The sequence below is a fragment of the Paenibacillus sp. FSL K6-2859 genome (assembly GCF_038008265.1).
GTDB classification, from domain to species: domain Bacteria; phylum Bacillota; class Bacilli; order Paenibacillales; family Paenibacillaceae; genus Paenibacillus_AQ; species Paenibacillus_AQ nitricinens.
The window spans coordinates 170192-193368 of sequence record NZ_JBBOYU010000003.1; the positions used below are offsets into that span (position 1 = coordinate 170192).

Below are 23177 nucleotides of genomic sequence, written 5' to 3' on the forward strand. Positions count from 1 at the left end.
TTCTGAAGATAGTTTTGTATGTAAACACAAATACACTTTTACCGAATATGCGTTTCATCGCATATTCAACAAAAGTGTCTGACTTCATAATATAGTTGGGAGTTGGTTAAGATCAAGCTTACCAATAGTTCTCCATACCTCTTCTCCATTCCTCATATGTATAACGGTTGGAGTCCCTATAATATGTTCCTGTTCCACTAACTTCTCATTCTCTTCATCCATTACATTGATTGCATAAATGGGCAGCGCATTGCTCTTACTACTATATTCCTCAATAGATGGAACGAGATTTTCACTTATAATGCAGTCGTTGGAATAATAAAAAATCAAATAGTCGTCTTCTCTTGGGCTAACTAATGCTTCAGAAGAAACTTCCTTCATTTGCTGTGGAAGAGAAGCAATGAAATTAGTTTTTACATCTTGTTTTGTTTCTTCTTCTGGTGCCAATGTGTAGTTTTTTATAAGGGCTATCGAAATAATTGAACAAATGGAAACAATTGCTATACCAAATGTAATGAATCCTACTCGCTTTCTCTTTTTCATGTTTCCTCCCAAGATTTCAGATTTTATTTTTAAGAAATTGAGATTTCTCATGTCATTAAAAGTTTTCTGAAATGCCGCTTGGCGACCCATAAAATGAAATATGGATTTCTTTCGTTCTGGGGATTTTCAAGTAATTCATCTGCCTCCAGAATTTCTCGATAAACGGGAAGCGGGATACGAAAGACTTTTTTTCCTCCCTTTATGAAGGAGTACATCAATGTTTTTATATAGCTGTAAGGAGTAGATTCCCCTTTTTGTGAAAATCTTTGTTTCTTATTCACTTCTAAATGATCAGATGCATCAGTTCCATTCAGATCATTCCTAACTTCGTTGGGCGTAGTATCACTACATAGATGTGCTTCTTCATTTTCATCTATTACGGTTGTAATGTGTTCTTGTTTGTCCAACTCAGTTTCATCTTTTACTTCTATTTTAAATTCGATTTCCCCAACACATTTCTTTTGCAAGTGCTCTATTTCTTCCTCACTGATTGGCAGCATGTCCAGTACCTTAAATACACCAGGTACATTTTTTAATAGATGCCATATTTCACCAGTCATATCTTGTAAAAGCTTAACAAAAATATAACCATTTAATACTGGCTCAGCGTCAATCCTACGACCTTTACTAGTCATCTTTACGATCTTTTTCACACCGGAGAAGATGTCCGTAATTTTGTCGGCTAAGTTCTTGAAGTTCGCATATTTATAAATCACTTCGGCTATTTCAAACTCTTGACCCGTTTTAACTTGAAGTGCGTACCAAGACATTGCTCATTCTCCTTTGTAAATGTGAATTTTGATCTAAGATAACAGCAGTTTTATTTCTGAATCCTGTTTAATCGAATAAACGTTGTGATCTTACGCGTAGCTTTCCGAAGTATTTCCATAACCTCACGAATGGGTATTTGGCATGTATCACTAATGGAAGAAAAATCTTCTTGCTTTTCAATCCGAAGAACAATTACCTTCTCTTCAACAGGATCTAACAACTTCAACAACTCTTCATCAATTTTTTCTCCTCGAATGCCTAAGGTATCAAGAGCAAAGTTGCAAGATGATACTGCACTGCTACTCAAACGATGATTCAAAAGCGCTTCTTTTTCCTCTTGACTAAAATAATCACCTAAATGAACAACTGTCTTTCTATTTCGACCTTTTAATGCTTTGCTTCGATCACTTTGATAACTGGCCTTCATTTCTAAATAGCTGCTCACATGGCACCTCCTTCACTTTAGTGTTTAGGGCAATTACGCTTCATGTTTTTTTGTCGCCATTTGTCGAATTGTGGCAAGTATTCTATTCGCGATTGATGTGATGTGTTATAATGTAAATGACTAAATACACAGGATATAAAATTCTGTATCAAAAATATACTTTTGTGACTTTGACTTTTTATAACAATTTGATATGATTAATTCAAATACAAACTTCTGTATTCATACGTTTACAGAATTTCGCAAAAAAAAACGTCGTTGATATCCATTTTAAAATATCTTGCAATAGCAAATGCCAACCAAAGTTCAGGGGAACCTCCTTTTTCTATCTTGATAATCGTTTGTCTGTCTGCCCCTACAGACTTAGCTAGTTTTTGTTGACTTAGCTGGTTTGCTTTTCTTATTCCCTTAAGGTCATTAGTAATTATGTATTGAGGAGTGGAACAAGCTTTCAACGATTACCGTCCTTTCTAAAGTATGATAGGAAGCAGTATTACCTTTTCTGGTGTGGGCCAGAGTGGTTTATATTTTGAATACTCATTTGAAATTATACTCATAATATAACTGTATTCCAAGTAACTGTCAACGATCATATACAGTAAATTGACTGTTTATTGTATTTTATTGATTACAAATGATTCATTTCGGGTAAAAATAGGCAAATTTAGGAAGGGTGAACTCTTATGTTAACTTCAGATGAAAGAGAACTATTGAAGAATGAGTTAATGAATGAAATGCGAGAAGAACAGCGTAACTTTTTGAGAGAAAAATTAAGAGCTGAAATGCAACTATCTAACTTAACATCTTCTTCATCAGTAAAAAAGAAAAAAGGCAAGACTACAAAAATGATTGTGGAGGAACTCTCTGAAGAAGAGTTACTAGAAAGATCTCGAACGCAAACTAGCTTTGGAAGATATCTTGAGCAATTAAGAATATCTCATGGACTGTCACTTCGAGATGCTATGAAACTTACTGGCCTAAGTCATTCTTATATTGCAAAACTAGAGAAAGGCTCCACCCGTAAGACCGATCGAATAGATGGCGGAGTTTCATCTGATGCTTTAAGAAAACTTGCTCATGCATACCAAGTTCCTGAAGAAGAAATGTTCATTATGGCTGGTTATACTGTCGGCGACAGCGTCGTGAAATCTGAGGAGCCTCAAATTTTCAATGAACGTATTAAAAAATTCGGAGAACGATTAACTGAATTGGTTAATCAATCAGTCTTACCTTTAGAGTTTATTTCCCTTAAGACCAACATTACCGACATAAAACTCAATGAGTTAATGAACGGGAAAGCAAGACCGCGGCTGGAGGATGTTTATAGCTTAGCTCCAATATTCGAAGTCACCCCCGATTATTTATATGGATATGTCGATGAAACAAATGGTTATCATACTGAAATGCCAAAATTGCCTGATCTTATTGATTTCATTACTTCAAACAGCTTTCAAGCATTTGGTAAGCCAATGTCTGCAAGCGATAAAGAAAAAATCGTTTCATTATTAATGAATGTCTTAGAAGATTCACATCAAAGAGCAACTGATGAAGAATCAGATGAATAGGTGATTTTCAAAAAAAGCGTCTACACAGATTGCTAAAACCAACCTGTGTAGACGCTTTTTTCAATTTAAATCAACAACTCCAGTCAAACTCCTTGATTTCCTCGAAAAAAATACTATAAACCGATATCTTTAGCAGCATTCTCATGGAAAAGTGTACCCATCCTAATGTACTTACGCACCATTTTTTCTGACGTATGTCTGGTTTGCCCCATGATTTCTCTTTCATTTTTTCCAGCCATCGCAGCTGATGTCGCTAGACCAGAACGGAGGCTGTGACCTGAAAAATCATCAGCGTCAAACCCGCATTTTCTTATATATAATTTTATTACATCAGCAACTGCTCTATCAGATAAACGATTCATTCCTATCTGACCGTGACGGTTTACCTTTCGGAATATTGGTCCATTCTGAATCCCTGAGATCTTCAACCAGTTCAAATAGGCCTGAACCGGACAAGTTAAAGGTTGGCTACCATACGGTATACCAATCAGTTCTCCCTCACCCTCCTGGTCAGTCTTCGATTTCTTAATTTGAACAATCAAACCTCCAGAGGATTCTTGAATATCTTCAACGTCCAAAGCTGTGAGTTCACTTCTCCGAAAAGCACCGGCAAAACCAAGTAGCAGAAGTGACTTATCCCTTATCCCTTTATTATTTTCTGGGACCTGATTAATCATTTGCTTTATCATTTCCACTAAAATTGGCTTTTTACCTGTCTCCTTACTACCATGTTCTCTACGAATACCAGCCACTGTATCTCGAACAGTAATATCGACCGGATTTTCGTACTTTGCGTATTCATGAGCTTTTACCAACGCACTTACACGCCTTTGAATTGTAGCTACTTTTATCCCACTTAACGCTAACGATGATAAATAGAGATTAATCGTATGTGCTGTTGCAGGCAAAGATATAAGATTGAATTTCAAACACCAATTCTGAAAGTCACGCCAGTCACTTTCATAAGCTTTCTTCGTGTTTTCTGCTTTTGAGTTACCTAAGTATCCAAAAGCGCTCAAATTTAATGCCTCAAGATCCTCCGCGGTATTGCTCAGATCAGTTTCATTATCTAAAAGAATTAATTCTTTACTCACCGCGGACCACCTCCGATTTCAATAACTCATATATCAATGTATTACTCCGCACTGCTCTGCCATAGTTGGAATGCCTTTCTTAGCTGTGAGTCGTTGCTTACATCATCAAATATAAGAGGTGGCATTTTACTTTTGGCTCGTTCTATTTGAATATTGGTTATAGCATTGATTAGAAGCTCGTCCCGCTCCCTACCAAGAGAAATAATCTTATCTCCTGATTTTTCTGCAGCAGCGCGCATTACTATATCCTGATAAGTCATTACAATTTCCTTTAATGAATCAATGTTCTTTGCCGTAACCATCTCTAATGCCCCTGCTGCATTAGACAATCCAACACCAAAGAAAGGATCAGCTACTTTCTCTTTTACATAAGGTGAATCGGCATAATTCTCCTCAAGAGACTTAACAATATAGCCGGCAAGGTTACTAATATTTTGACCTGCATTTATTCTTTGTACGTGACGAACGTTCTCCTCTATGTAATATGGGTGATAATTCTGCAGGAGCACGGTTGCCTTTTTACGATGGATACCATTTTTCACAAGTAAATGAAGGATACGTTCTACGTCATAAGTAGTTTGATCCAGGCTTTGCCTTGTTTCCACGTTATGATTATTCTTCCGAATATGAAAGATAAATGACTCAATTGTTCTTCCTATTTTTTTATAGACATCATAACTAAAAGAAATGTCTGTTTTTTCCTCAATTTCTTTTTGAGCTGACTCGATGACCGTTCTCAGATGTTTTATCATTGTGTACTTATCATCCGCTATAGCTAACTTATGTCGAAGCTCTTTGACTTTAATAATCCGACTACTTTGCAATTCTCTTTCTTTTAGTAATTCATATATTCTCCAAGAATAAGTTGATTTTAATTGAATAGTATTAATTAAACGGTACTTTGTGAATGCTTTTAATTCACGCAGGTATGGTGCCAAATCTTCAGAGAGTTTAATAATAATTCGACCCTCACCCTTGTAATAAGTAGCACTCTGAACCCATGTTATACGTTTAATTTCTTTATCATTCTCAAAAGTAATTTGTTTAGATTGTAGCTGCGTTATTGTTTGCTCGACACGTTCATATAATGATGCCCCTGTCTGTCCAAATAATTTAGCTAAATCTCTGACATACAATGTATAAGTTTTAAATTCTCTATCTGAAGGTTGAACAAGGCTTATGATCGAAGTTATTACTTTCATTTCTGTAATGTTTAGATCATGTCGAGCATTTATCATTTCCCTAGATTGATTGACCCAATAGTGAGGTTTTATTTCAGCCACTTCTGTAGTAAATTTCATAGCTAATTGGCCTTCCCCATCGTACTCTAGTGTATCTTCATCGTTATCATGTATTTCTATAAACCCCATCACCGTTCCACCTCCTCTTATTAATATTAAAAGAAGTATATTGATTGAGCGAATCCCCTATATTTCATAATCCTCCTTCTCTGTCATAAAACTTCCACTTAGCTATTCCGTTATGCAAAAAGCTAAGTTTTTTATGTATATGTCCAGAGATAGGGAGTCTAGCGATCTTATGCAAATGTAAATGTCCAGAAATAAGGAGCGACTTTAGAGGTTTTACTATTATATGTCCTGATTTACGGAGCGTACGAGTAATATGTCCAGAAATAAGGAGCTATTGCAACTCTTTATTCCATATATATCCTGTGTTTTAAATAAATTATCTCTCATACGTTTGAATGGCTCCGTTTATATGGACATATCAATACATTTTTTTAATCAATTATCTTTGAGACTCCCTTTTTCAGGACATATCACTCCTTTTATATGGACATATCACTCCGTTTGATTGGTCTTATGACTCCCTTTTTCAGGACATATCACTCCTTTTATATGGACATTTCATTCCTTATTTATGGACATATAGCCTCTCAAACCCATATGGCTCTAGCACTCTACTAACTCCTAACAATACAAAACATAATAAAACAAATATAAACAAAATTAATAATAGAAACATACAGAGTTTTTAAAATATATGTCGCCTAATAGAAAATCAATATCAGAATGAGACCTAATGCAGTTATATGTCTATAAAAAAGGAGCCAAATCTATAATATTCTTAATTATTTCAAAAACTAGACTGTTCGAGTTTTAAATATTTAGTCCAAAATACTATTTTTCAAAGATAAACTCTTAAAAAAAATTATGATTTTTTAACTTCCTATTCAAATTAATAGAAAAGAAGAAAACTACATACTTGTTATACTCCGTTTTTATGGACATATTTAAACCTTAAATACGGTTGTTTAATAAAACCTAGGTTAAACAATTCTCTCAATCACATTGCAGTGCTAATAACTTTTCTTCTCCAAAAGCAACACTACACTATCTCACATCTCCTCCCTCTTTTAACTCCATATAAAGACAGCGTTCTAACTTCCGATACACTTCCATTATCGGAAGTTAGAACGCTGTCTCATTATAGCACCGTACATCAGTCCGAATCTACTATTTTATGGGTGAAATTTATGCTATACTAGACAAAATGTTAACCTATTTTGCGCGGTTAACCAGTTAACTCCCTTATAAAATAAGGATTTTTTGGTTAACCAATTTCTTAAATAAGGGGATAATAAAGATGGCGACAAAAGGGATTAAAATGAGCGAAGAAGCACTAGAAGTAGTAAATAGTAGGATTGAAGCATCCGGAATGGATGCTGGTGAGTGGCTAGAGTCCCTCATGGCGCTAGAAGTGATAAAAGAGATCCAGAAACACGATCCAGCTGTTGAATACGACCTGAAGGATCTTGAGAAGCACATGAACCGTGTCTATCATATCTTGATTCGGATCTATCAACGTGGAGCGGATTCGGTTGAGGAGATAAAATTAAACTCTCTAGAAGAAGCATCTAATTTATCCCAAGAGTTGGAGTCTCTTCGTGTTGAGTTTTCTCATATCCAGAAGCGCCTTTCACAAAAAGAGGAGGAGCTAATCGAGGCTTCAGCTACGCAAATAGATCTTCGAACAAAAATGGATCTTTTAGAGAAAACAGCAACTACGCTTGAGGAGTTAAATCGTTTGAATAACGATAAATTAAAAGAATTGAAAGCGAAGATTGATGAACAGCTACATATCGAACAAGAAGCAATTAAGGTTAAAAATGAATTAGTAGAACAAAGAAAATCATATGAACAAGAATTACAAATGCAAAAAGAGGAAGTAATCAGAATACGTAAGGAAAACGAAGAATTAGAAAAAGACAATGATATGAAAAAAATAGAGTATGATTCAAAAATCGACCAATTAATGAAGGCTAATGAACGTGAGCTAGAAATCCTAAAAAAAGAAATGGAGATGACCGCAAAAGAAATCTTATTAAAAGAAAAGTCTTTGTGGCAAGAAAATAGCAACCTAAAAATAGACCAATTAACTAAAGAACACATGCATTCTATGACTGAGTTAATTAAGAAGTTTCAATCTAATTCTAAAGACATTAAAATTGAAGGAAATTAATCAATAAAACAGCAACCTTAGACCCAAGAATCTAAGGTTGCTGTTTTATTGTATTTGAATCTTAATTGTTATTGTTAGCCAACAAGATATGATTCTATTTGGGTGATTTGTGTAGTAGACATGACAGTGGCCAGTCCCCCAACCTTCCCAGTTTGTTTCACAGCCTCAGGCTTACACGCTGATTCAGATACGTTGCTCTTCCCGGATAGTACACTTCATCAACCTTAATGAATGGGGTATAATACTTTCCCACGAGGCTGACTGTTCATATCCCTATCGACACATGTTATAACTAGTATGAACAGTGGATTACTTTGTTCCCTTTATTTTTACATACTGCATCATTAAGCGACATTAACACAATTAAAAAGCACTTATGATACATAAATATTTAGTAAATCAATCCTGGGTGACTCTTTTTTATATTATAAACTCTGTAAATACTGGACTTCGTAGCATTCCAGATTTGGTCCAGTTCCTCATACGCACCTTTGCCTGTAATCTTGGCTCAAGATATACAAACTCCTTATCTTCGCCTTTTACAAGCTGCTGAGCAACGCCTCTGAATGCCTGCTTATGAATCGTTGACGCGCCGAGTTCAATGATCCCAGCTGGACGTAATTTTCCAGATGAACCGGACGGTACAGCAGCTAACCAACCAAATTCCTGTTTGCGATAACCAGTTATGAAAACATCCGCATAGGTCCAATTGATGACCTTTTGCCATGCGTGAGAACGGCGGCCAGTCTCGTATACACTGTTCTTACGCTTACCTACTACACCTTCCATACCCACTTTTTCAATCTGTTTGAACAATGCCTCTCCATCACCTTCCACGTACGGTACTACTCCAAAGCTATTAGACGGTAAAGTTAATTCCGCCAGTATCTCCTTACGGCTCATCAGCGGCAACCCACGCAAGTCCTGGCCTTTGTACATCAAGATGTCGAAGATGGCATAATAGGCTGGCAGGGTGGCAGTGAGCTGTTTTATCTTGTCTTCCCGGCGCGCCTGAAACCGACTCATAACAGATTCAAAATCAGATACGCCCGTTGCTGGATCAACGCAGGCGACCTCTCCGTCCAGAATAATATCATCATCAAATGGCAACTGTAGTTCGGGGTATTGTCGGGTGCAATCATTATTGTGACGAGTGTACAGACGGACCTTGCCAGCCTGTTGGGAATAGGGTAACCTATGCCCGTCTATCTTTGGTTCAAATATATAATCGTTGTGCGAAAATGGCCCGGAGGCTGTTTGCAACAACATTGGGGATATAAACATAGTTTCACCTCTACCTAATTATATATGCCGAAGGAAGAGGAAAGGGCAGGGAAGTATTGGGCATAAAAATTCCCCGTCAACCTTAATTGGTTGGCGGGATCTTCTTTAAGAACACTATCGGTTAATTGATGATCAAGTTAATTCGCACTTATAGTCATGTGCAAATTCTTTTAATGTAATAGGTTTTTTTCCAAGCAATGATTGCAAGTCAGGTGTGATTCTTTTAGCTAATCCAATCTTTGCTGTGAAGTAAATTCCAATCATAACAGTAACAAATTCTTTTTGAATTCCTTTTGTTATCATTTTATCTCTAAACTGACGAACTGATGGATTAACATAAATGACTGTCTCTCCTAGTTCTTTGGATATAATTACAGCTACTTCATAGTAATCTAACGCTTCACTCCCCGTTAATGAGTAACCTTTATTTTCATGACCATCCTCAGTTAGAATTTTAGCTGCCACAGTACCGATATCACGAACATCGATAAAGCTAGTTTTGCCTTTTCCTGCGGGTACATAGATCTTCTTTTCTTTACGCAGCTCTTCCCCATGTTGAGAAATTAAGTTTTGCATGAAGAAACTTGGACGTAAAAAAGTATATGGAATTCCTGATTTCTTAATGATTTTTTCTATTTTGTGGTGTGGAACAATTGGGTTTTTCTCTACGCCCAATAGGGATAGAAACACAATATGTTTGACTCCGACTTCCTTTGCGATATCTATGAAAGGTTGGAAATATTTTTTTGCGTCTGCTATATGCGGAGGACGTAGTAAAAATAATTTTTTCACTCCTGTTAACGCTGGACGAAAAGAATCAGCATTTTCAAAATCAAAATAAACATACTCGCTGTCTTTTCGATGGGAGGCAATTTTAAAAGGTGTTTCACTTTTCTTTAGTTCGTTAACCACTTCACGACCTACATTACCGGTTGCCCCTGTGATTAAAATCATAAGTCTCACTTCCCTAACTAATATTTAAATAGATCGTTTTAAGCACGTTCATAAACGTGGACATTTCTTGTTCAGAAATATTTTTAAGCGTGTTATCCATGATTTCGTCACTAAGATCTTCTATTTGACTCTTAATTATCATTCCCGAATCTGTAATGAATACAAGATTTGATCGTTTATCATTTGGATTATCTTTAATGACCAGAAGTCCTTTTGCTTTAAGTCGCTCGAGTATACCCGTTATTGTAGGACGATCCGAGTAAGTTCGCTCTGCAATCATAGCTGGAGTTGTTCCTTCTAAATGAATAGATATATCTTTTAGTACTGCCCATTGAGGAGCTGTTACATTATAAAATAAAAGTTTTTTTGTTAAGCTTTTTTTCATTTCAAGACTTACTCTCATTAATAACTGTCCTGGATTGTCCATAGGTTAGTTCCCTCTTTATATAGTTTGTGTACTAACTACATGATTAGTATACGAACTAAATTTGTTTTTATCAATATTAATTATTTTATTCGTTGGAATTGTGGGATTTTATAGGTGGATGTCTGTAATATTAACATTGATTTACGAACTCATGTTTGGTTATAATACAAACAAACGTTCTCATAAATGGAGGCGATCACATGAAAATGAGTGCCGGCGAAATAGTTGAAATTATATATCAAGACAAGTCGGAGAAGATAACGCAACGTAAAATCGAGATCCTCGGCATTCGTGCCGGCCGTATTAGGGCTACTTGCCTGACCACTGGGGCGCCGCGAGTGTTCTTGGTAGCGAGTATCCTCTCGTGGCAGCCTGTAGCGGAGAAGCATCATGCTTGATGATACTCCGCGCAAGCTGCTGCGAATTATATCGCAGTTTAGATATCAATTCAGACGGATGCCAAACATCAAAGAGTTGGGACGATTGAGCGGACGCCAACCGGCGGAGATAATCAAGGGTTTTAAGGTGCTATCTGCGGAGCATTATATAGATTGGGATGTGTCTAAGCCTATAGAGACAACAATTATTATCGAGGGCTGGGAACGGAACGTGCCGTACGAAAAAACGCCACAACAAGGCGCAGAGAGCGGCAGTGGTGGTACTAATATTGATTACTGGCTTTATCATTAGGAGGGGTCACTATGACCAAATTAGACGGTAATGAACGCTGGAAAACGAAAATGATCATGACTGAGCATGTTGAGAAGTACGAGGAACAGCAGCGTGAGAACCCAGATAAAATGATAACTACCGAGGAACGCACGATGGTTCGAGACCTCATTTTGCTTCCCTACATAGATACGATGGTCGGCAAGAGCCTGAAGGAACTCGAACACTCCAGCAGCATTCTTAAACGTACCTTCTTGATGGCTGGCGAATCCATACAGCGCCGGATCATGCAGGATACATATCGACTGCAGAAAGAACTGAAGCTGCGGAATATCAAAATGCTGGCGGATGAGCAAGATGAATTTATCACGTATTACAAAATCTTTTGTCGAGGATATCAGGAACGCTTTGGATTAACTCGAGATGTTATGCGTACAGAGATAAGTTTAAGGCTGACTAAATATACAGCTGAACTCGGAGTAATATTAAAAGACCACCTGAAATAACGAAATCCCGTCAACCATAATTGGTCGGCGGGATTTTTTGCATATTGTTACTAGGGTCTTGAAGAAGTTGTAATATTGATAGCATGATCTTCACTTGAAAATCCAGCGTTGTCAATGACGCGTACGATACAAAAAACGATTAGTACTTGTTCATAGACTACGCAAAACATATTTTGCGATCATCAAGAAACCAGGAGCGGCCACCGACAAATAAGCGTACAAAATGAGTTATTCTGTGTGTATCTTGTGGTAATTAAGTTGATCAAATTATTTCTACTCACGCATTCTCGGCATAAGATAAAAATAAGCTTCATAAACTTTCTCAATCTCCAAGAGCAGAATAACCTCAGGTACATGAATTACTTTTGCTTGGCTTATAAGCATCCATACCTCAACCGATACTCTTGCTGACAAGTCAATTGTATTTTTAGGTTTACCATACTCCGGACCTTCTTTAACCAGCAATACATCTTTCCACTCTTCAACAGTCCTTATACTCAGTTCCATATACCTACGCTCCCTTCACCATAGCGATAGTCTTTGTTTAGCTGTTTGCTAATTTCAACAATTGAAACCCCACTATCAAAAAGTGGTCGGATCTCAAATGAGTCGTAACCATTCTGGTGCTCCCCTACTTCACTTTATTGACTTATATTTAAAGCTAATATTTCTTGTGGCAGCTGTAACTGATTAACCCCCATATTTGCCGCTATTCTCTCGATAGATACCCCACTCTTATATTGCATTACAGCGTAGGTATTTCTTAATTTGCGGGGCAGGATAGAGATCCCTCCCATTTTGTTGGATAAATCCTGAAATATTAAATGTATAGACTTTGGTTGAAGATGCCCTCCACCACGACCAGGGAAGACGTACTTTTCGTTTTGATTCAACAATGTCAAATACTCATCTAACGGTTCAGCATAAACACCTGTGATTTCAACTATTCGCTGAGATCCAGCCCTGATGATGATTTGAAATCCATTTTCAATGGGAAGAATATCTGTTCTTAGTAAACATCCCCCTTCTTTCATCTGTAATCCTGTATACATGTATAAATAGGTAAGTGCTCGCATTCTTTTCGTAATGATGTCATCATCCCGTGTAGCTATCATCTCTAACAATGAAATCAACTGATTTATTTCAGGTTCAGTTAAGTATTCTCGATCACTTCTCTTTCCCTTTCTTTTTATCTTAACGCTAGGATCATAACCAGCCAAATAATTGTTCATCCATAAAAAATCAAAATATTTTTTTATGATAGAGATTTTTTTATCTATTGTTGTTACTGCTTTTTGGTCAATTTCTTGATTTTTTAAATACCCTTTAATAATTTCTTGATTTATATTAAAATACTCAGTTTTAGGATAAACTTGCTGAAACCAACTCATAAATTTCCTGATTTCAACAAGGTACGTATACACTGTTGCCTCTGTCAAATCGGATTTAATAAGATATTTCTCAAACTCTTCCTGCTTGTATATACTCATAGTTCAGCCTCCCCTCACATGCTTATTGTACCTCACAAAAGTTTAAGAATATATTCCATATAAAATATTCCACTTGCTATATTTGCAGCATAACCAACGGTTCGAAAGGTTTAATTTCCAGTTTCAATTGAACTGAGTTATGTAAAATAAAGGGCAAAGATAATTCGGAGAAATTGTCCTTAACAGTAAAATACACAAAAAGCAGAAAGGCTATATTCATAACTTGGCCTCATCTGCTTGAGTTTTTCCCTATTTCTTCTAGATAATATCAAACTAATATGTTTTTGAAAATACTAGCAGCATTCCATTTCACTTTATCTCTTGTAATGTTATTTTCCATGGCACTCTTAAAAAAAACATGAATTACAAAATCCTGAATTGCTTTTGTTCCCACATTTCCCGTAAGCACATGGATTATATCATTTTCCTCGACTTGGTTCAGCTTGCATTTAGCTGCATACTGTTGCCACTCAATATCACTCAGTGAGAATACAGCTTGTATCTCTGATGCTCCCAAGCGCAAATGGTTATTCTGGAGCAATAGAGCCACTCTAATCATGGCTTCTCCAGCATAATATCCGTTTTCATTCATGTGATCCAGCTGTCTGCCTAAGGATTCATACTCTTTTGTGAGATATGTTGGAGCATCTAGTATTAATCGTTCACGCTCTATCCATCTTAAACACAATGTTAATTCATCAATCAATTCTGCAAGGGTAGAACAATACATTTTTATAATTATCAAAGCTTGTATCCACATTTTCTTTTGCCTTCTTCTATTCTCTAACTCATTTTGTTGACAAGTATCTTTTTGTGATGTTTGTCTAACACAAAATGAAAGCATTATTTTTCGAAGATTTTCTATTTTTACCAGTCGGCTATCAGTTGTACTCAGAACTATATTAGTATTCTTCGTGATCATTTTTATCGACACCCTATTCATTAGTATTGTTGCCTGTATGTAAATCATACTATAAACATTTTATTGTAAACGTTTATGTACAGTAAATTATATGTTTGTTACTATATTCGTAGGAAATGACTCCCTAAAGAATATAGGAGGCTTTAAAATGACTATCCTAATAATTGCCGAGAAACCAGATATGGGAAGAAAGATTGCTGAAGCATTAGGTGGCTTAACAAAAAAATCGGGTTATTTCGAAAGCAACCAATATATCGTAACTTATGCTGTTGGGCACCTTTTAGGCTTAGCTGAGCCTGACCATTATGATGATCGTTATAAACGATGGAACCTTGAAGATCTGCCGATTGTGCCTGATAAATTTCAGTTAATTCCTTCCACAAAAACAAAAGATCAACTTAAACTTATACATACATTGTCCAAGCAATGCTCTTCTATTGTTAATGCTTGTGATGCTGGTCGCGAAGGCGAATTGATTGCTGGATATATCCTCCAGTACCTTAATATTAAGAAACCGGTTCAAAGATTATGGATTTCTTCGCTTACTCCAGAAGCTATTCGTGAGGGTTTTAAAAATTTGAAGAATGGAGAAGAATACTATCCTTTGTTGACTGCCGCACGCTGCCGAAGCGAGGCAGACTGGTTAATTGGAATGAACGCAACACGTGCCTTTACAACTAAATTTGGCGGTCCAGGAAATGTATTATCTGTTGGTCGGGTTCAAACGCCAGTTCTGGCAATGATCTGTGATAGACAAGATGAATTGGAACGCTTTAAACCTCAAACATCATACACAGTTGAGGCCAACTTTCAACAAGAAAATACTTCTTATACTGGATTATGGCATACAGAGGAAGACGTAGTCGATCGTACAATAGCAGATAGAGTTTCTAATAAGGTTAAGGGTATAGTTGGCAGAATAGAGTCTTACGAAGTAAAAGACGGAGCAGAGAAACCTCCTCTACTATATGATTTAGGAGATCTCCAATCAGACGCAAACAGGGTGTTTGGTTTTTCGGCTAAAAAGACTCTACAAATCGCTCAATCCCTATATGAGGTTCACGAAATAATTCATTATCCTAGAACATCATCAAACTTTGTTGCAGCTGACAACATACCAGTTATGCACAAGGTTTTTAATCTACTTAGATCTTTAGATAAATACCAGACTCTTATATTTGCTGGAGATACAAATTTAGTTTCTTCCAGTAATAAAAACATTTGTAGACCAGAGAAAGTTGAAGACCACCATGCTATTTTTCCGACACAAAAATTACCAGGCAATTTAAACATAGATGAAGAAAAACTTTATGACTTGATCGTACGTCGTTTTATAGTACATTTTTATCCTAGCGCGAACTACAGGCATCATCGAATCAACACTGTAATTGAGAACGAACAATTTAAGACTTCCATTCGAGAAACCATGGATGAAGGTTGGAAAGTGGTCTATAAGACATTAAAAAATGAAAATATAAATAAAGATACTGAGAATACAGAAAACAGTGAGGAAATGAATGAAATATCGAACTTCAATTTCGACCCTGAACAAATGTCTTTCTGCATTAGTTCTAATACTAAAGAACGTGTAACCAAGGCTCCACCAGCGTACACTGAAGGCACACTCATCAAAGCAATGAAGCATGTTGGACGTAAAATATCAGACACTCAGTTAAAAGAGGGAATGACTGATCTACAGCTAGGTACTCCAGCTACTAGAGATTCTGTAATTGAAAAATTAAAGGATCAGAGTTATATCGAGCTGAAGGGAAGAAAAATATCTCCCACCTCAAAAGGTAGAGAATTAGTATCAAAATTACGAGAATTAGAATTAGCAGTTTTAACAAGTGCTGAAATGACAGCAATGTGGGAAAAGAGGCTGAACGAGATTGCAAAAGGTCAAGCAGCCCATGATAAGTTCATGCATAATGTTATACAGTTCACTAATAAGATTGTACAGAAAATTAAGGATCAACAAACAGATGTTGCGAATCGAATTCAGAATGATTTTGGTGATTGCCCCATTTGTAAAGCTGGTAAAATTATAGAGGGTACAAAAGGGTTTGGTTGCTCTCGTTACAATGAAGGTTGTAAATTTACGATATGGAAAGTTCAGTATGGAAAAACCATTTCACATAAACATGTTAATGATTTGATTAGTAAAGGAAAAACGGAAACTATAAAATTCAAAAATAAATCTAAGGTTGAATATAAAGCAAAACTTATACTAATGAATGCTGAAATTAAACTCGAATTTGTAAACAGCAGGAAATTAAAGAAGTAAATCTATCTCTGAAAGTAGAAAATAAAGTAGTAGACTGATGCTGGAACTGCGCTTAAAGCCGTAACTCATCCTAAAGCACCGGCACAAGATCTACCCAGCTCCAGCTAAGCACGTATACTGACGATCCTACCTACTACTTTATTTTCAGACTAAAAATTCTGACGCCAATCCATTTTATAAATCCTCGCCAGACTTTCACATTTCAAACAAAAGGTATGCCAAGATCGTGCGATCTTTCGATCTATCAAACTTTCGTAACCTTATTATCCAAACGATCCTCTTCCATGAATTCGCTCCTGCAGTTGTGTTTTAAACTTCATTCTTCAATATTAGAGTTTACCATTCCAAAGTATTTATCAATTCCAGATATCATCCAATAAAAAATACCTAGAGCTCAAGAAAACTTAACTGCCATTTAAGATTCAGTTTTCTTTCTAGTGAATGATTTTAAGAATTTCTGAAAATTGTTATCAGGCCTACTTACTTTTGAAATTTGTCCATTTTGAAGTTCCTTTTCGTAATGTTCACAACGCTCCTTAAAGAAACTATCCATGGATTTAAGTTCATCCAAGGAAATAGAACGAATTATTCTCATTTCACTTTCAAAAATATAAGTCGGTTCATAAGGGACTTTGTAGAAATCATGTTGCCCTTCTGGTTCAACTTCAAGAAAAATTAATTCTAGTGGATTTTCAAATTTCGGAAAACCGCAAATGGTATTTGGAGAATCCATTACGCAGTGTCCATTGACAGTTCCTCCGATACTTACAGAAGTATTAGTGTTGTTAATTATTCTCATATCCTTACCTACTGCTTTTATAAACAAAATAATCACTCTCCATATAGATTTTCATAATTAATTATGATTCTATATGGATGATAAAGTGAATGATAATATGGTTCTATTAAGTCTGACGGTTCAGGAGCATCAGATGCATATTTAAGACCAACTGGACTTTTCAACATCGTGAACCGATCGCAACGAATTGACCGCTTCCATAGTTACAACCAGGAGACGAGCTGCCCTCATGCGGGTTGGCATCACGTCTACATTTTCATTCCACAGTTTAATAAAGTATTTCTTTTGACAATCTAAGTCGGTCATAAAATGAGACTGGTACTTTTAGTTAACTATTATTCAGGTTTACATGTTTTAAGTTATGTTAACCATCAAAATAAAGAAATATAGATACCTCATAAATATCACCTTCTTTAATAAAGCAAACAAAATTCAGATATAGATTAAATATTATTTTATAATCACAATATAAAACTTCTTACATTAATAAATACAATTTCAGATCCTAACTTAAATATAATATTGTATATAACTACGTTTTTTAATCTATATATACTTTTACTAATAGATTGTAATGCAATCTCTAATTAAATTCATAATTCATTTACATTTATAAAATTATATTTATATATAAATATAATTTTACTTTTTATATAACTATCCGTTACAGATTATAATTATATATGTGTTGATCTTTTTATTTTAGTTGTAGTTGTGAATTTACTTTTATAAATACATTTATGTATAGATTTATTTATGCATGCATGTTTAAATGCATACATAAATGTATGATTAGTATCAATCGTATATCTTAATTTAATTGTTTAATTAGTGTTAGAACGAAAGGTATAATTAAAACGTAAGTTGTCTTCAGATTGACATACTATTTTAAAATCAATTAAACTTATAAATGAGGCATCATAACCACTATTTAATATAGGAGGTATTACGAATATGGCGGACTCTTCCGCGAAGACTATTTCTGTCGGCATCACAAAAGGTGGTTCCGGAAAATCAACTGTTTCTAGCATCCTTTGCCATCTGTTAAGTAAAAAATACAAGGTTCTTGCAGTGGATGCAGATGGCCAAGGAAATCTCACACAATTATTAACAGGTGTAGAGGATATATTCGAATTTACTGACAATTCGGTCTATAATGCCATCCTAGATGAAGATGCTAGTAATTACATATATCAAATTAACAAGAAGCTTCACATCCTACCAGGTGATGAAAACATCAATACACTAGGACCCTACTTTCACATAGAACTTCGTGATAGAAAGGTGCTCTATCAGCACACATTACAAAAGGCACTTGAAAAAGTTAAACATCTCTATGATTTTATAATTATAGACTGTCCTCCTGCGCGGGGAGAAATTTGTATCGTATCACTTACAGCTTCAGATTATGTACTCATACCTTTTGAGACAAGCGCGTTCTGCTTTTCTTCCTTAAAAAGCTACTTGGAAACTGTTGAAAAAGTTCAGGACCATCTTAATTCAGATTTAAAAGTCATAGGGATTTTACGCTCTATGATAGATAGCAGACGAAAAGACAATGAATTTTATTCAAATCTTGTGGCTGAGACTTACCCGGATTACACATTTGATACTATTATTAAACGCACAGCAGCTGTCGGAAGACTTCCTTCATTTGGCTTTGATGATAATCCAGATTTGAAAGCAATTATAAAACAATATCAACCATTCTATAAGGAGTTGTTAGATAATGTCCGCTAAAGTAAAATCTATCGAGGAAAGGATGAAAAGTAGAGTTCTTACCGGAGATAGTGCCTTGTTTCCAAAAAAAGTGAGTGAATTAGGTCAAAGCCTAGATAAAGACAATCCTAAGCCTCTTGTAGTCGATTCTGAACCCCTAAAAGGGCAAGGAGAATCACAAGGACAAAGCCTAGATAAAGACGGCCCAAACCCTCTTGTAGTCGATCCTGATTCCCTAAAAGGGCAAGAAGAAGGACAGGGAAAAGATAAAGACGGTCCTAAGCCTCCTGAAGTCCATTCTGACCCCCTAAAAGGGCAAGAAGAGGCAAAGGGTCGACAAGCAAGTGGTGAACATTTAAAACACTCTACAGATACCCATCCAGAATTAACAATACAAGATGAAATAGAAGCGTTAAACAACAAAATGGGCGGGGGAAACGCCCTTCAAGGAGCTGTAGATACACAAAATATGAATACTTCTAACGCAGAAATGACACAATCTGTACCTTATAAAGTTAAACACTTTAAAAAGGAAAGACTTATAGATACCCATACACAAAGGTCCTATTACATCGAAAACGAAATTGCGCTCATAATTGAAGAACTAGCTGGTGACGATACAGGGTTCAAATATAGATTTGTGAATGAAGCCATTAGATTGTTAATCCATCAAGAATATCCACATTTAGTTAATCGACTAAGACCTCAATAATAAATATCCATATATTCAAAAAGCTACTGCAGAAAATCTGCAGTAGCTTTTTTTCGAAGTAATCAAAGGAAAACTCCAAGTTCAAAGAAATCTTATTTTATCAAGTGGCCAAAAAGAAATAACCGCCTTTCCGATGATCTTACTTTTTTTGATAGCTCCAAAATCACGCGAATCGAAACTATTTGGTCTGTTATCTCCCATTACAAAGTAACTATCTGAAGGAACAGAATAAGGACCAAAATCTTTCATTATGACACTTGTTCCATTCTGAGCATAGTACTCTCTAATTGGAAGTAGATATTTTTCTGGCAAAGGGGATCCGTCTATATAAACAACATTGCTCTTTATCTCCACCACCTGTCCAGGGAGAGCGATCACCCTTTTAACATAATCGTTAACTTTACTAGCATGAAAGGTGATAATATCACCTTGTTGTGGATCTGAAAAATAATAAATCGCTTTTAGGGATAAAAATCTTTCATTGTTTATCATTGTCGATTTCATTGAATCACCGGATACAATAGTAGGTAATACAACAAAATGTTGAATTAAAACAACAATAACTATTGCATAAATAACACTTTTTATTAGCTCCCAGCTGGAAGTGAATAATGTCATAGTGAATGAATTTTCTTTAGATGTAGAGTCTACGATAGTATTATTTTTCATGTAACCATCCCTTATTTAATCAGATAATTGAACGAAGAAAGTAAAGCCTATAATGTATTTGTTGGCGAGTCATTATTTTTGAGATGAAATATCCCCAGTTTTCTAATAGATATAAGTTTTTCACAGCTGCGCTACCCACCGCAGCCGGAGCTGACGTACAGTCTAAATCATTATTTTTCGTAAACATTAACTGCTTTTTATCCAACTTAATTGCAGAGGTTAAGGTTATGGAATCTACTGTATTTTCGTTATTATTTCGAATATTTAGACTCTAACCACAGGTATAATTTTTCTCTAACTTCTGTATCAAACCATCCCCATTGTTGAGCTAATCCTTTAATGAAAGATGGGATTTCTTCGGCAACAATTATGATTTGTTCTTCGCTCGGTTTAACACCTCTTATATCTAAAAAACAATCGTGCAATTGATCTCTCATTCCTTGAGTTTCATTCATTTTCAGTACCTCCAGAGTAGGTATAATTAATTATAAATGTATCAGTGTACACTCAACTATGATTGATCCATGCACCAAAGGTCTAACACATAATCGACTTAGCATTAGACTTCCACAAAACGCGCCTGGCAGGGTGACCGGTCGTTGTTACTCCGCGTTTGAAATCAGCAAAGCATCCGGGAGTCCACGAACGACTCAGAGGGGCCGTTCGCCATTTCTACTTCCATACTACCTCCGGTTGATTACTGGTTCTCGCCATCGACATCAGACTAATAATTTATTTTGCTAGTCTAGCGCTTTATTTGTCACAGACGAAAATACAATCCACTTTATTGTAATTAGTTGTGTACACAAACGCAAGCCATAGTACATAAATAAATTGATTATAGTAACTTCTAAAAGTGCTTCCATTTAAACCAATTCGAATAGAGCACAAATCAAAATTTACAGTGATGTGTTAAAAACGATCCAATCTCATTACCATCATTAGCTCAAAAACAGGTATAAAAAAATTACTAAAGTTCTATAATAATTCTGAATCTAGCTTTCTTGCCATTACGTAAGTATTGCTGTATTAAAAAGTGTGTTTGTAAGTTAATGAGATAATTAGGAGGTTTCATAATGACATTGATTGCAGCAATAAAAAATGAAAATCAAGGTTGCATTATTAGTGACTTTCGGATGACTAATGAAGTAACTTACGTTCAACAAGATGTAGGGCTCAAATATATTGGATTTGATAACCGATTGATGATTTACATGGCAGGGAAGCCATCGTTCCTCTTGCCGAAGCTTGAAGAGATTCTCCCTTCTATAAAGGATCAATTAAATTTTGAGAATGTGGACCAAGCTGACAGCCCACTCAAATTTGTTTTAGAAACTATCATGGCTGACCTGGAAAGTGATTGTGAGTCTTCTATTATTGGAGTGTTTTTAAACAAATCCACTAATGAATTTAAAATGTTTCGTATGGATTTGCAATATAGAGGGAATGGTTGGGAAATCGGAATTCTCCCAGATCAAGACTTCACTTGGGAAGTCATTGGCACAGGAGGAATACTCATGGATCGTGATTTCTTCCCATCATGGCGTCCATTTTCTCTGCATGAAGTATTTTGCAAGGGGATTAGACCTAAAGTTAATGCGAATGAAACTTACAGTATAAGTATAGAAACGGTGGCTGACTCTATTGAACAGTCGATTAGAATGAGACTTTTGAGTTTAGGCCCCAGTGTTTTTAAGAAGCTAGGTATCAGCCCAGTAATGAATATTAGCATTATTGAAGGAAGTCATCTAAGAGTAAGAGGAGCAGAGTATGAAGTTACAACCTTCTCTCCTGATAGGGAAGTGGAAGTAACGAAGTATGCTATACAAAAAGCTCCGGGTGATAGTGTAAAATTAGTCGATCAAAACAACAAAGAAATAAGAGCTTACCAAACAAATAGCGATTTCCCAGGTACTACAACGGTACCTATTAATTTTGATCCGCTTGGTGTAGAAGGTGAGGATAAAACTCACCCAGATTATACAGTGAGGCAGGAAATAAATCCTCTACAGGGAGGAGCCATGGAGGTTGTAAGGTATATAAGAAAGAAAATACTCCGAGAGTGGTCAGGTGAGTCTTTCGAGATAAGACATGATATAAAAAGTCAAACGGAATTGATTGATAATTTGGTGAACTCTATCCCTGAAAAGTTTCTATTTGTTAATCCGTTCGATTTTAATGAGGACGAAGATTTATACTGGGAGCGGGTAGATTTATTTGATCAGCAGTGGATTGAGCAAAGATATGGAAAACAAAGTCCTTTTAAACTTCAAAGCGAGGAACAGGACCTTGTAGAATAAATGTACTGGATATATAGGAAAGAGGATAAAGATAAAGATAGACTGCTCAGAAATGCTCACGCAGCCGCCGCAGTTTGGTACATTAAGGAATCTAATCAGTCTAGCCACTTGCAGATAGTTGCAAATTGAGGAAACGCTGAAAGTGGAAATTCAACAAACTAAGGACAAACTCACTGAAACTCTTGTCCTCCAATTGGGTGTCTCTCACAAAACAAAGCAACTTCATCTGACTAATATCTTTATTCCCATCTCCCAGGCATAATAAGGGTTATGGTTTTGGATTACTTCATGAAATCCGAACTGTAGCTAACGCTAATGGATACAAGCTATTTATTTTTGATATGGTTCCTTCTTTCTACAAGCGTATGCTTTCTAAAGGAGCAAAAGCAGCCATAGAAGCCAATGATGTCGTATTAATCGATGATGAGACTGAGCTGCTTTCGCATCGATCTTAAAATTTTAGAGTCGTCCATTCTTGGGACGGCTCTTTTTGTTTTTTCACTATTAGCACTGGTAGAAGTAAGCAAAGTCAAACTACATG

At 35.9% G+C, this 23177-nt stretch carries 23 protein-coding genes; 8 read left to right on the forward strand and 15 right to left on the reverse strand.

Annotated features, from left to right (window positions below):
- Positions 1-84: 84 nt before the first annotated feature.
- The 4 genes from MHB64_RS33420 to MHB64_RS33435 all read right to left on the reverse strand — a co-directional run bounded on the left by MHB64_RS33420 (position 85) and on the right by MHB64_RS33435 (position 2214).
- On the reverse strand, positions 85-543 hold the full coding sequence (locus MHB64_RS33420; RefSeq protein WP_094877641.1) for a thioredoxin family protein: 459 nt from the start codon (positions 541-543) through the stop codon (positions 85-87).
- A gap of 47 nt (positions 544-590) precedes the next feature.
- Entirely contained in the window at positions 591-1313 is a 723-nt protein-coding gene (locus tag MHB64_RS33425; RefSeq protein WP_341109639.1) for a transcription termination/antitermination NusG family protein, read from the reverse strand.
- A 50-nt stretch (positions 1314-1363) separates the two neighbouring features.
- Positions 1364-1759, reverse strand: coding sequence for a hypothetical protein (locus MHB64_RS33430; protein ID WP_094877643.1), 396 nt, complete (start codon positions 1757-1759; stop codon positions 1364-1366).
- 230 nt (positions 1760-1989) lie between these two features.
- Positions 1990-2214: a helix-turn-helix transcriptional regulator gene (locus tag MHB64_RS33435; protein ID WP_256990570.1), complete on the reverse strand. Its 225-nt coding sequence runs from the start codon at positions 2212-2214 to the stop codon at positions 1990-1992.
- Between the two features lie 228 nt (positions 2215-2442).
- On the opposite strand from MHB64_RS33435, the gene MHB64_RS33440 reads away from it, so the two are divergent.
- The gene (locus MHB64_RS33440; protein ID WP_341136480.1) at positions 2443-3324 is read left to right on the forward strand and encodes a helix-turn-helix domain-containing protein; all 882 of its coding nucleotides are present in this window, start codon (positions 2443-2445) and stop codon (positions 3322-3324) included.
- 113 nt (positions 3325-3437) lie between these two features.
- On the opposite strand, the gene MHB64_RS33445 is transcribed toward MHB64_RS33440, so the two are convergent.
- Complete coding sequence (locus tag MHB64_RS33445; protein ID WP_341136481.1) at positions 3438-4418, reverse strand: site-specific integrase; 981 nt, start codon at positions 4416-4418, stop codon at positions 3438-3440.
- A 41-nt stretch (positions 4419-4459) separates the two neighbouring features.
- Positions 4460-5788, reverse strand: a complete 1329-nt coding sequence (locus MHB64_RS33450; RefSeq protein ID WP_094877646.1) for a replication initiation protein — start codon at positions 5786-5788, stop codon at positions 4460-4462.
- 1237 nt (positions 5789-7025) lie between these two features.
- Between MHB64_RS33450 and MHB64_RS33455 the strand changes: the two genes are divergently transcribed.
- Positions 7026-7901, forward strand: a complete 876-nt coding sequence (locus MHB64_RS33455; RefSeq protein WP_341136482.1) for a hypothetical protein — start codon at positions 7026-7028, stop codon at positions 7899-7901.
- 420 nt (positions 7902-8321) lie between these two features.
- On the opposite strand, the gene MHB64_RS33460 is transcribed toward MHB64_RS33455, so the two are convergent.
- The 3 genes from MHB64_RS33460 to MHB64_RS33470 form a co-directional block, all read right to left on the reverse strand.
- Positions 8322-9185, reverse strand: coding sequence for an ATP-dependent DNA ligase (locus MHB64_RS33460; protein ID WP_341136483.1), 864 nt, complete (start codon positions 9183-9185; stop codon positions 8322-8324).
- A gap of 132 nt (positions 9186-9317) precedes the next feature.
- Complete coding sequence (locus MHB64_RS33465) at positions 9318-10139, reverse strand: SDR family oxidoreductase (RefSeq protein ID WP_341136484.1); 822 nt, start codon at positions 10137-10139, stop codon at positions 9318-9320.
- Positions 10140-10152: 13 nt separating this feature from the next.
- Positions 10153-10566: a MarR family winged helix-turn-helix transcriptional regulator gene (locus MHB64_RS33470; protein ID WP_341136485.1), complete on the reverse strand. Its 414-nt coding sequence runs from the start codon at positions 10564-10566 to the stop codon at positions 10153-10155.
- Between the two features lie 390 nt (positions 10567-10956).
- Here MHB64_RS33470 and MHB64_RS33475 point away from each other — a divergent pair, with 390 nt between their 5' ends.
- Positions 10957-11256, forward strand: a complete 300-nt coding sequence (locus tag MHB64_RS33475) for a hypothetical protein (RefSeq protein WP_341136486.1) — start codon at positions 10957-10959, stop codon at positions 11254-11256.
- Between the two features lie 11 nt (positions 11257-11267).
- Positions 11268-11741 carry a hypothetical protein gene (locus tag MHB64_RS33480; RefSeq protein ID WP_341136487.1) on the forward strand — a complete coding sequence of 158 codons (474 nt, stop codon included), beginning with the start codon at positions 11268-11270 and terminating at the stop codon, positions 11739-11741.
- Between the two features lie 273 nt (positions 11742-12014).
- Here the strand turns inward: MHB64_RS33480 and MHB64_RS33485 are convergent, their stop codons facing one another.
- The 3 genes from MHB64_RS33485 to MHB64_RS33495 form a co-directional block, all read right to left on the reverse strand.
- Complete coding sequence (locus tag MHB64_RS33485) at positions 12015-12248, reverse strand: hypothetical protein (protein ID WP_094877654.1); 234 nt, start codon at positions 12246-12248, stop codon at positions 12015-12017.
- A 134-nt stretch (positions 12249-12382) separates the two neighbouring features.
- Positions 12383-13231 (reverse strand): tyrosine-type recombinase/integrase, encoded by an 849-nt coding sequence (locus MHB64_RS33490; RefSeq protein WP_341136488.1) that lies wholly within the window; start codon positions 13229-13231, stop codon positions 12383-12385.
- A 268-nt stretch (positions 13232-13499) separates the two neighbouring features.
- Positions 13500-14153: a hypothetical protein gene (locus MHB64_RS33495; protein ID WP_341136489.1), complete on the reverse strand. Its 654-nt coding sequence runs from the start codon at positions 14151-14153 to the stop codon at positions 13500-13502.
- A 148-nt stretch (positions 14154-14301) separates the two neighbouring features.
- Here MHB64_RS33495 and MHB64_RS33500 point away from each other — a divergent pair, with 148 nt between their 5' ends.
- On the forward strand, positions 14302-16437 hold the full coding sequence (locus MHB64_RS33500; RefSeq protein WP_341136490.1) for a type IA DNA topoisomerase: 2136 nt from the start codon (positions 14302-14304) through the stop codon (positions 16435-16437).
- Positions 16438-16852: 415 nt separating this feature from the next.
- Here the strand turns inward: MHB64_RS33500 and MHB64_RS33505 are convergent, their stop codons facing one another.
- Positions 16853-17263: a hypothetical protein gene (locus MHB64_RS33505; RefSeq protein ID WP_341136491.1), complete on the reverse strand. Its 411-nt coding sequence runs from the start codon at positions 17261-17263 to the stop codon at positions 16853-16855.
- 927 nt (positions 17264-18190) lie between these two features.
- On the opposite strand from MHB64_RS33505, the gene MHB64_RS33510 reads away from it, so the two are divergent.
- On the forward strand, positions 18191-18976 hold the full coding sequence (locus MHB64_RS33510; protein WP_094877659.1) for a ParA family protein: 786 nt from the start codon (positions 18191-18193) through the stop codon (positions 18974-18976).
- Positions 18966-19667, forward strand: coding sequence for a hypothetical protein (locus MHB64_RS33515; protein ID WP_341136492.1), 702 nt, complete (start codon positions 18966-18968; stop codon positions 19665-19667). The genes MHB64_RS33510 and MHB64_RS33515 overlap by 11 nt, the downstream gene beginning before the upstream one ends.
- 81 nt (positions 19668-19748) lie before the next feature.
- On the opposite strand, the gene lepB is transcribed toward MHB64_RS33515, so the two are convergent.
- Positions 19749-20336 (reverse strand): signal peptidase I, encoded by a 588-nt coding sequence (lepB, locus tag MHB64_RS33520; RefSeq protein WP_341136493.1) that lies wholly within the window; start codon positions 20334-20336, stop codon positions 19749-19751.
- A 251-nt stretch (positions 20337-20587) separates the two neighbouring features.
- Positions 20588-20791: a hypothetical protein gene (locus MHB64_RS33525; protein ID WP_094877662.1), complete on the reverse strand. Its 204-nt coding sequence runs from the start codon at positions 20789-20791 to the stop codon at positions 20588-20590.
- 621 nt (positions 20792-21412) lie between these two features.
- Here MHB64_RS33525 and MHB64_RS33530 point away from each other — a divergent pair.
- Entirely contained in the window at positions 21413-22636 is a 1224-nt protein-coding gene (locus tag MHB64_RS33530) for a hypothetical protein (RefSeq protein ID WP_341136494.1), read from the forward strand.
- The last annotated feature ends 541 nt before the right edge of the window (positions 22637-23177 follow it).

What these genes read in the sequence shown, in the direction of transcription:
- MHB64_RS33525 (WP_094877662.1), bottom strand. Translation starts at nt 20,791, where the DNA reads ATGAATGAAACTCAAGGAATGAGAGATCAATTGCACGATTGTTTTTTA.
- lepB (WP_341136493.1), bottom strand. Translation starts at nt 20,336, where the DNA reads ATGAAAAATAATACTATCGTAGACTCTACATCTAAAGAAAATTCATTC.
- MHB64_RS33470 (WP_341136485.1), bottom strand. Translation starts at nt 10,566, where the DNA reads ATGGACAATCCAGGACAGTTATTAATGAGAGTAAGTCTTGAAATGAAA.
- MHB64_RS33495 (WP_341136489.1), bottom strand. Translation starts at nt 14,153, where the DNA reads ATGATCACGAAGAATACTAATATAGTTCTGAGTACAACTGATAGCCGA.
- MHB64_RS33460 (WP_341136483.1), bottom strand. Translation starts at nt 9,185, where the DNA reads ATGTTTATATCCCCAATGTTGTTGCAAACAGCCTCCGGGCCATTTTCG.
- MHB64_RS33515 (WP_341136492.1), top strand. Translation starts at nt 18,966, where the DNA reads ATGTCCGCTAAAGTAAAATCTATCGAGGAAAGGATGAAAAGTAGAGTT.
- MHB64_RS33465 (WP_341136484.1), bottom strand. Translation starts at nt 10,139, where the DNA reads ATGATTTTAATCACAGGGGCAACCGGTAATGTAGGTCGTGAAGTGGTT.
- MHB64_RS33450 (WP_094877646.1), bottom strand. Translation starts at nt 5,788, where the DNA reads ATGGGGTTTATAGAAATACATGATAACGATGAAGATACACTAGAGTAC.
- MHB64_RS33530 (WP_341136494.1), top strand. Translation starts at nt 21,413, where the DNA reads ATGACATTGATTGCAGCAATAAAAAATGAAAATCAAGGTTGCATTATT.
- MHB64_RS33510 (WP_094877659.1), top strand. Translation starts at nt 18,191, where the DNA reads ATGGCGGACTCTTCCGCGAAGACTATTTCTGTCGGCATCACAAAAGGT.
- MHB64_RS33455 (WP_341136482.1), top strand. Translation starts at nt 7,026, where the DNA reads ATGGCGACAAAAGGGATTAAAATGAGCGAAGAAGCACTAGAAGTAGTA.
- MHB64_RS33490 (WP_341136488.1), bottom strand. Translation starts at nt 13,231, where the DNA reads ATGAGTATATACAAGCAGGAAGAGTTTGAGAAATATCTTATTAAATCC.
- MHB64_RS33480 (WP_341136487.1), top strand. Translation starts at nt 11,268, where the DNA reads ATGACCAAATTAGACGGTAATGAACGCTGGAAAACGAAAATGATCATG.
- MHB64_RS33485 (WP_094877654.1), bottom strand. Translation starts at nt 12,248, where the DNA reads ATGGAACTGAGTATAAGGACTGTTGAAGAGTGGAAAGATGTATTGCTG.
- MHB64_RS33420 (WP_094877641.1), bottom strand. Translation starts at nt 543, where the DNA reads ATGAAAAAGAGAAAGCGAGTAGGATTCATTACATTTGGTATAGCAATT.
- MHB64_RS33475 (WP_341136486.1), top strand. Translation starts at nt 10,957, where the DNA reads ATGCTTGATGATACTCCGCGCAAGCTGCTGCGAATTATATCGCAGTTT.
- MHB64_RS33440 (WP_341136480.1), top strand. Translation starts at nt 2,443, where the DNA reads ATGTTAACTTCAGATGAAAGAGAACTATTGAAGAATGAGTTAATGAAT.
- MHB64_RS33425 (WP_341109639.1), bottom strand. Translation starts at nt 1,313, where the DNA reads ATGTCTTGGTACGCACTTCAAGTTAAAACGGGTCAAGAGTTTGAAATA.
- MHB64_RS33500 (WP_341136490.1), top strand. Translation starts at nt 14,302, where the DNA reads ATGACTATCCTAATAATTGCCGAGAAACCAGATATGGGAAGAAAGATT.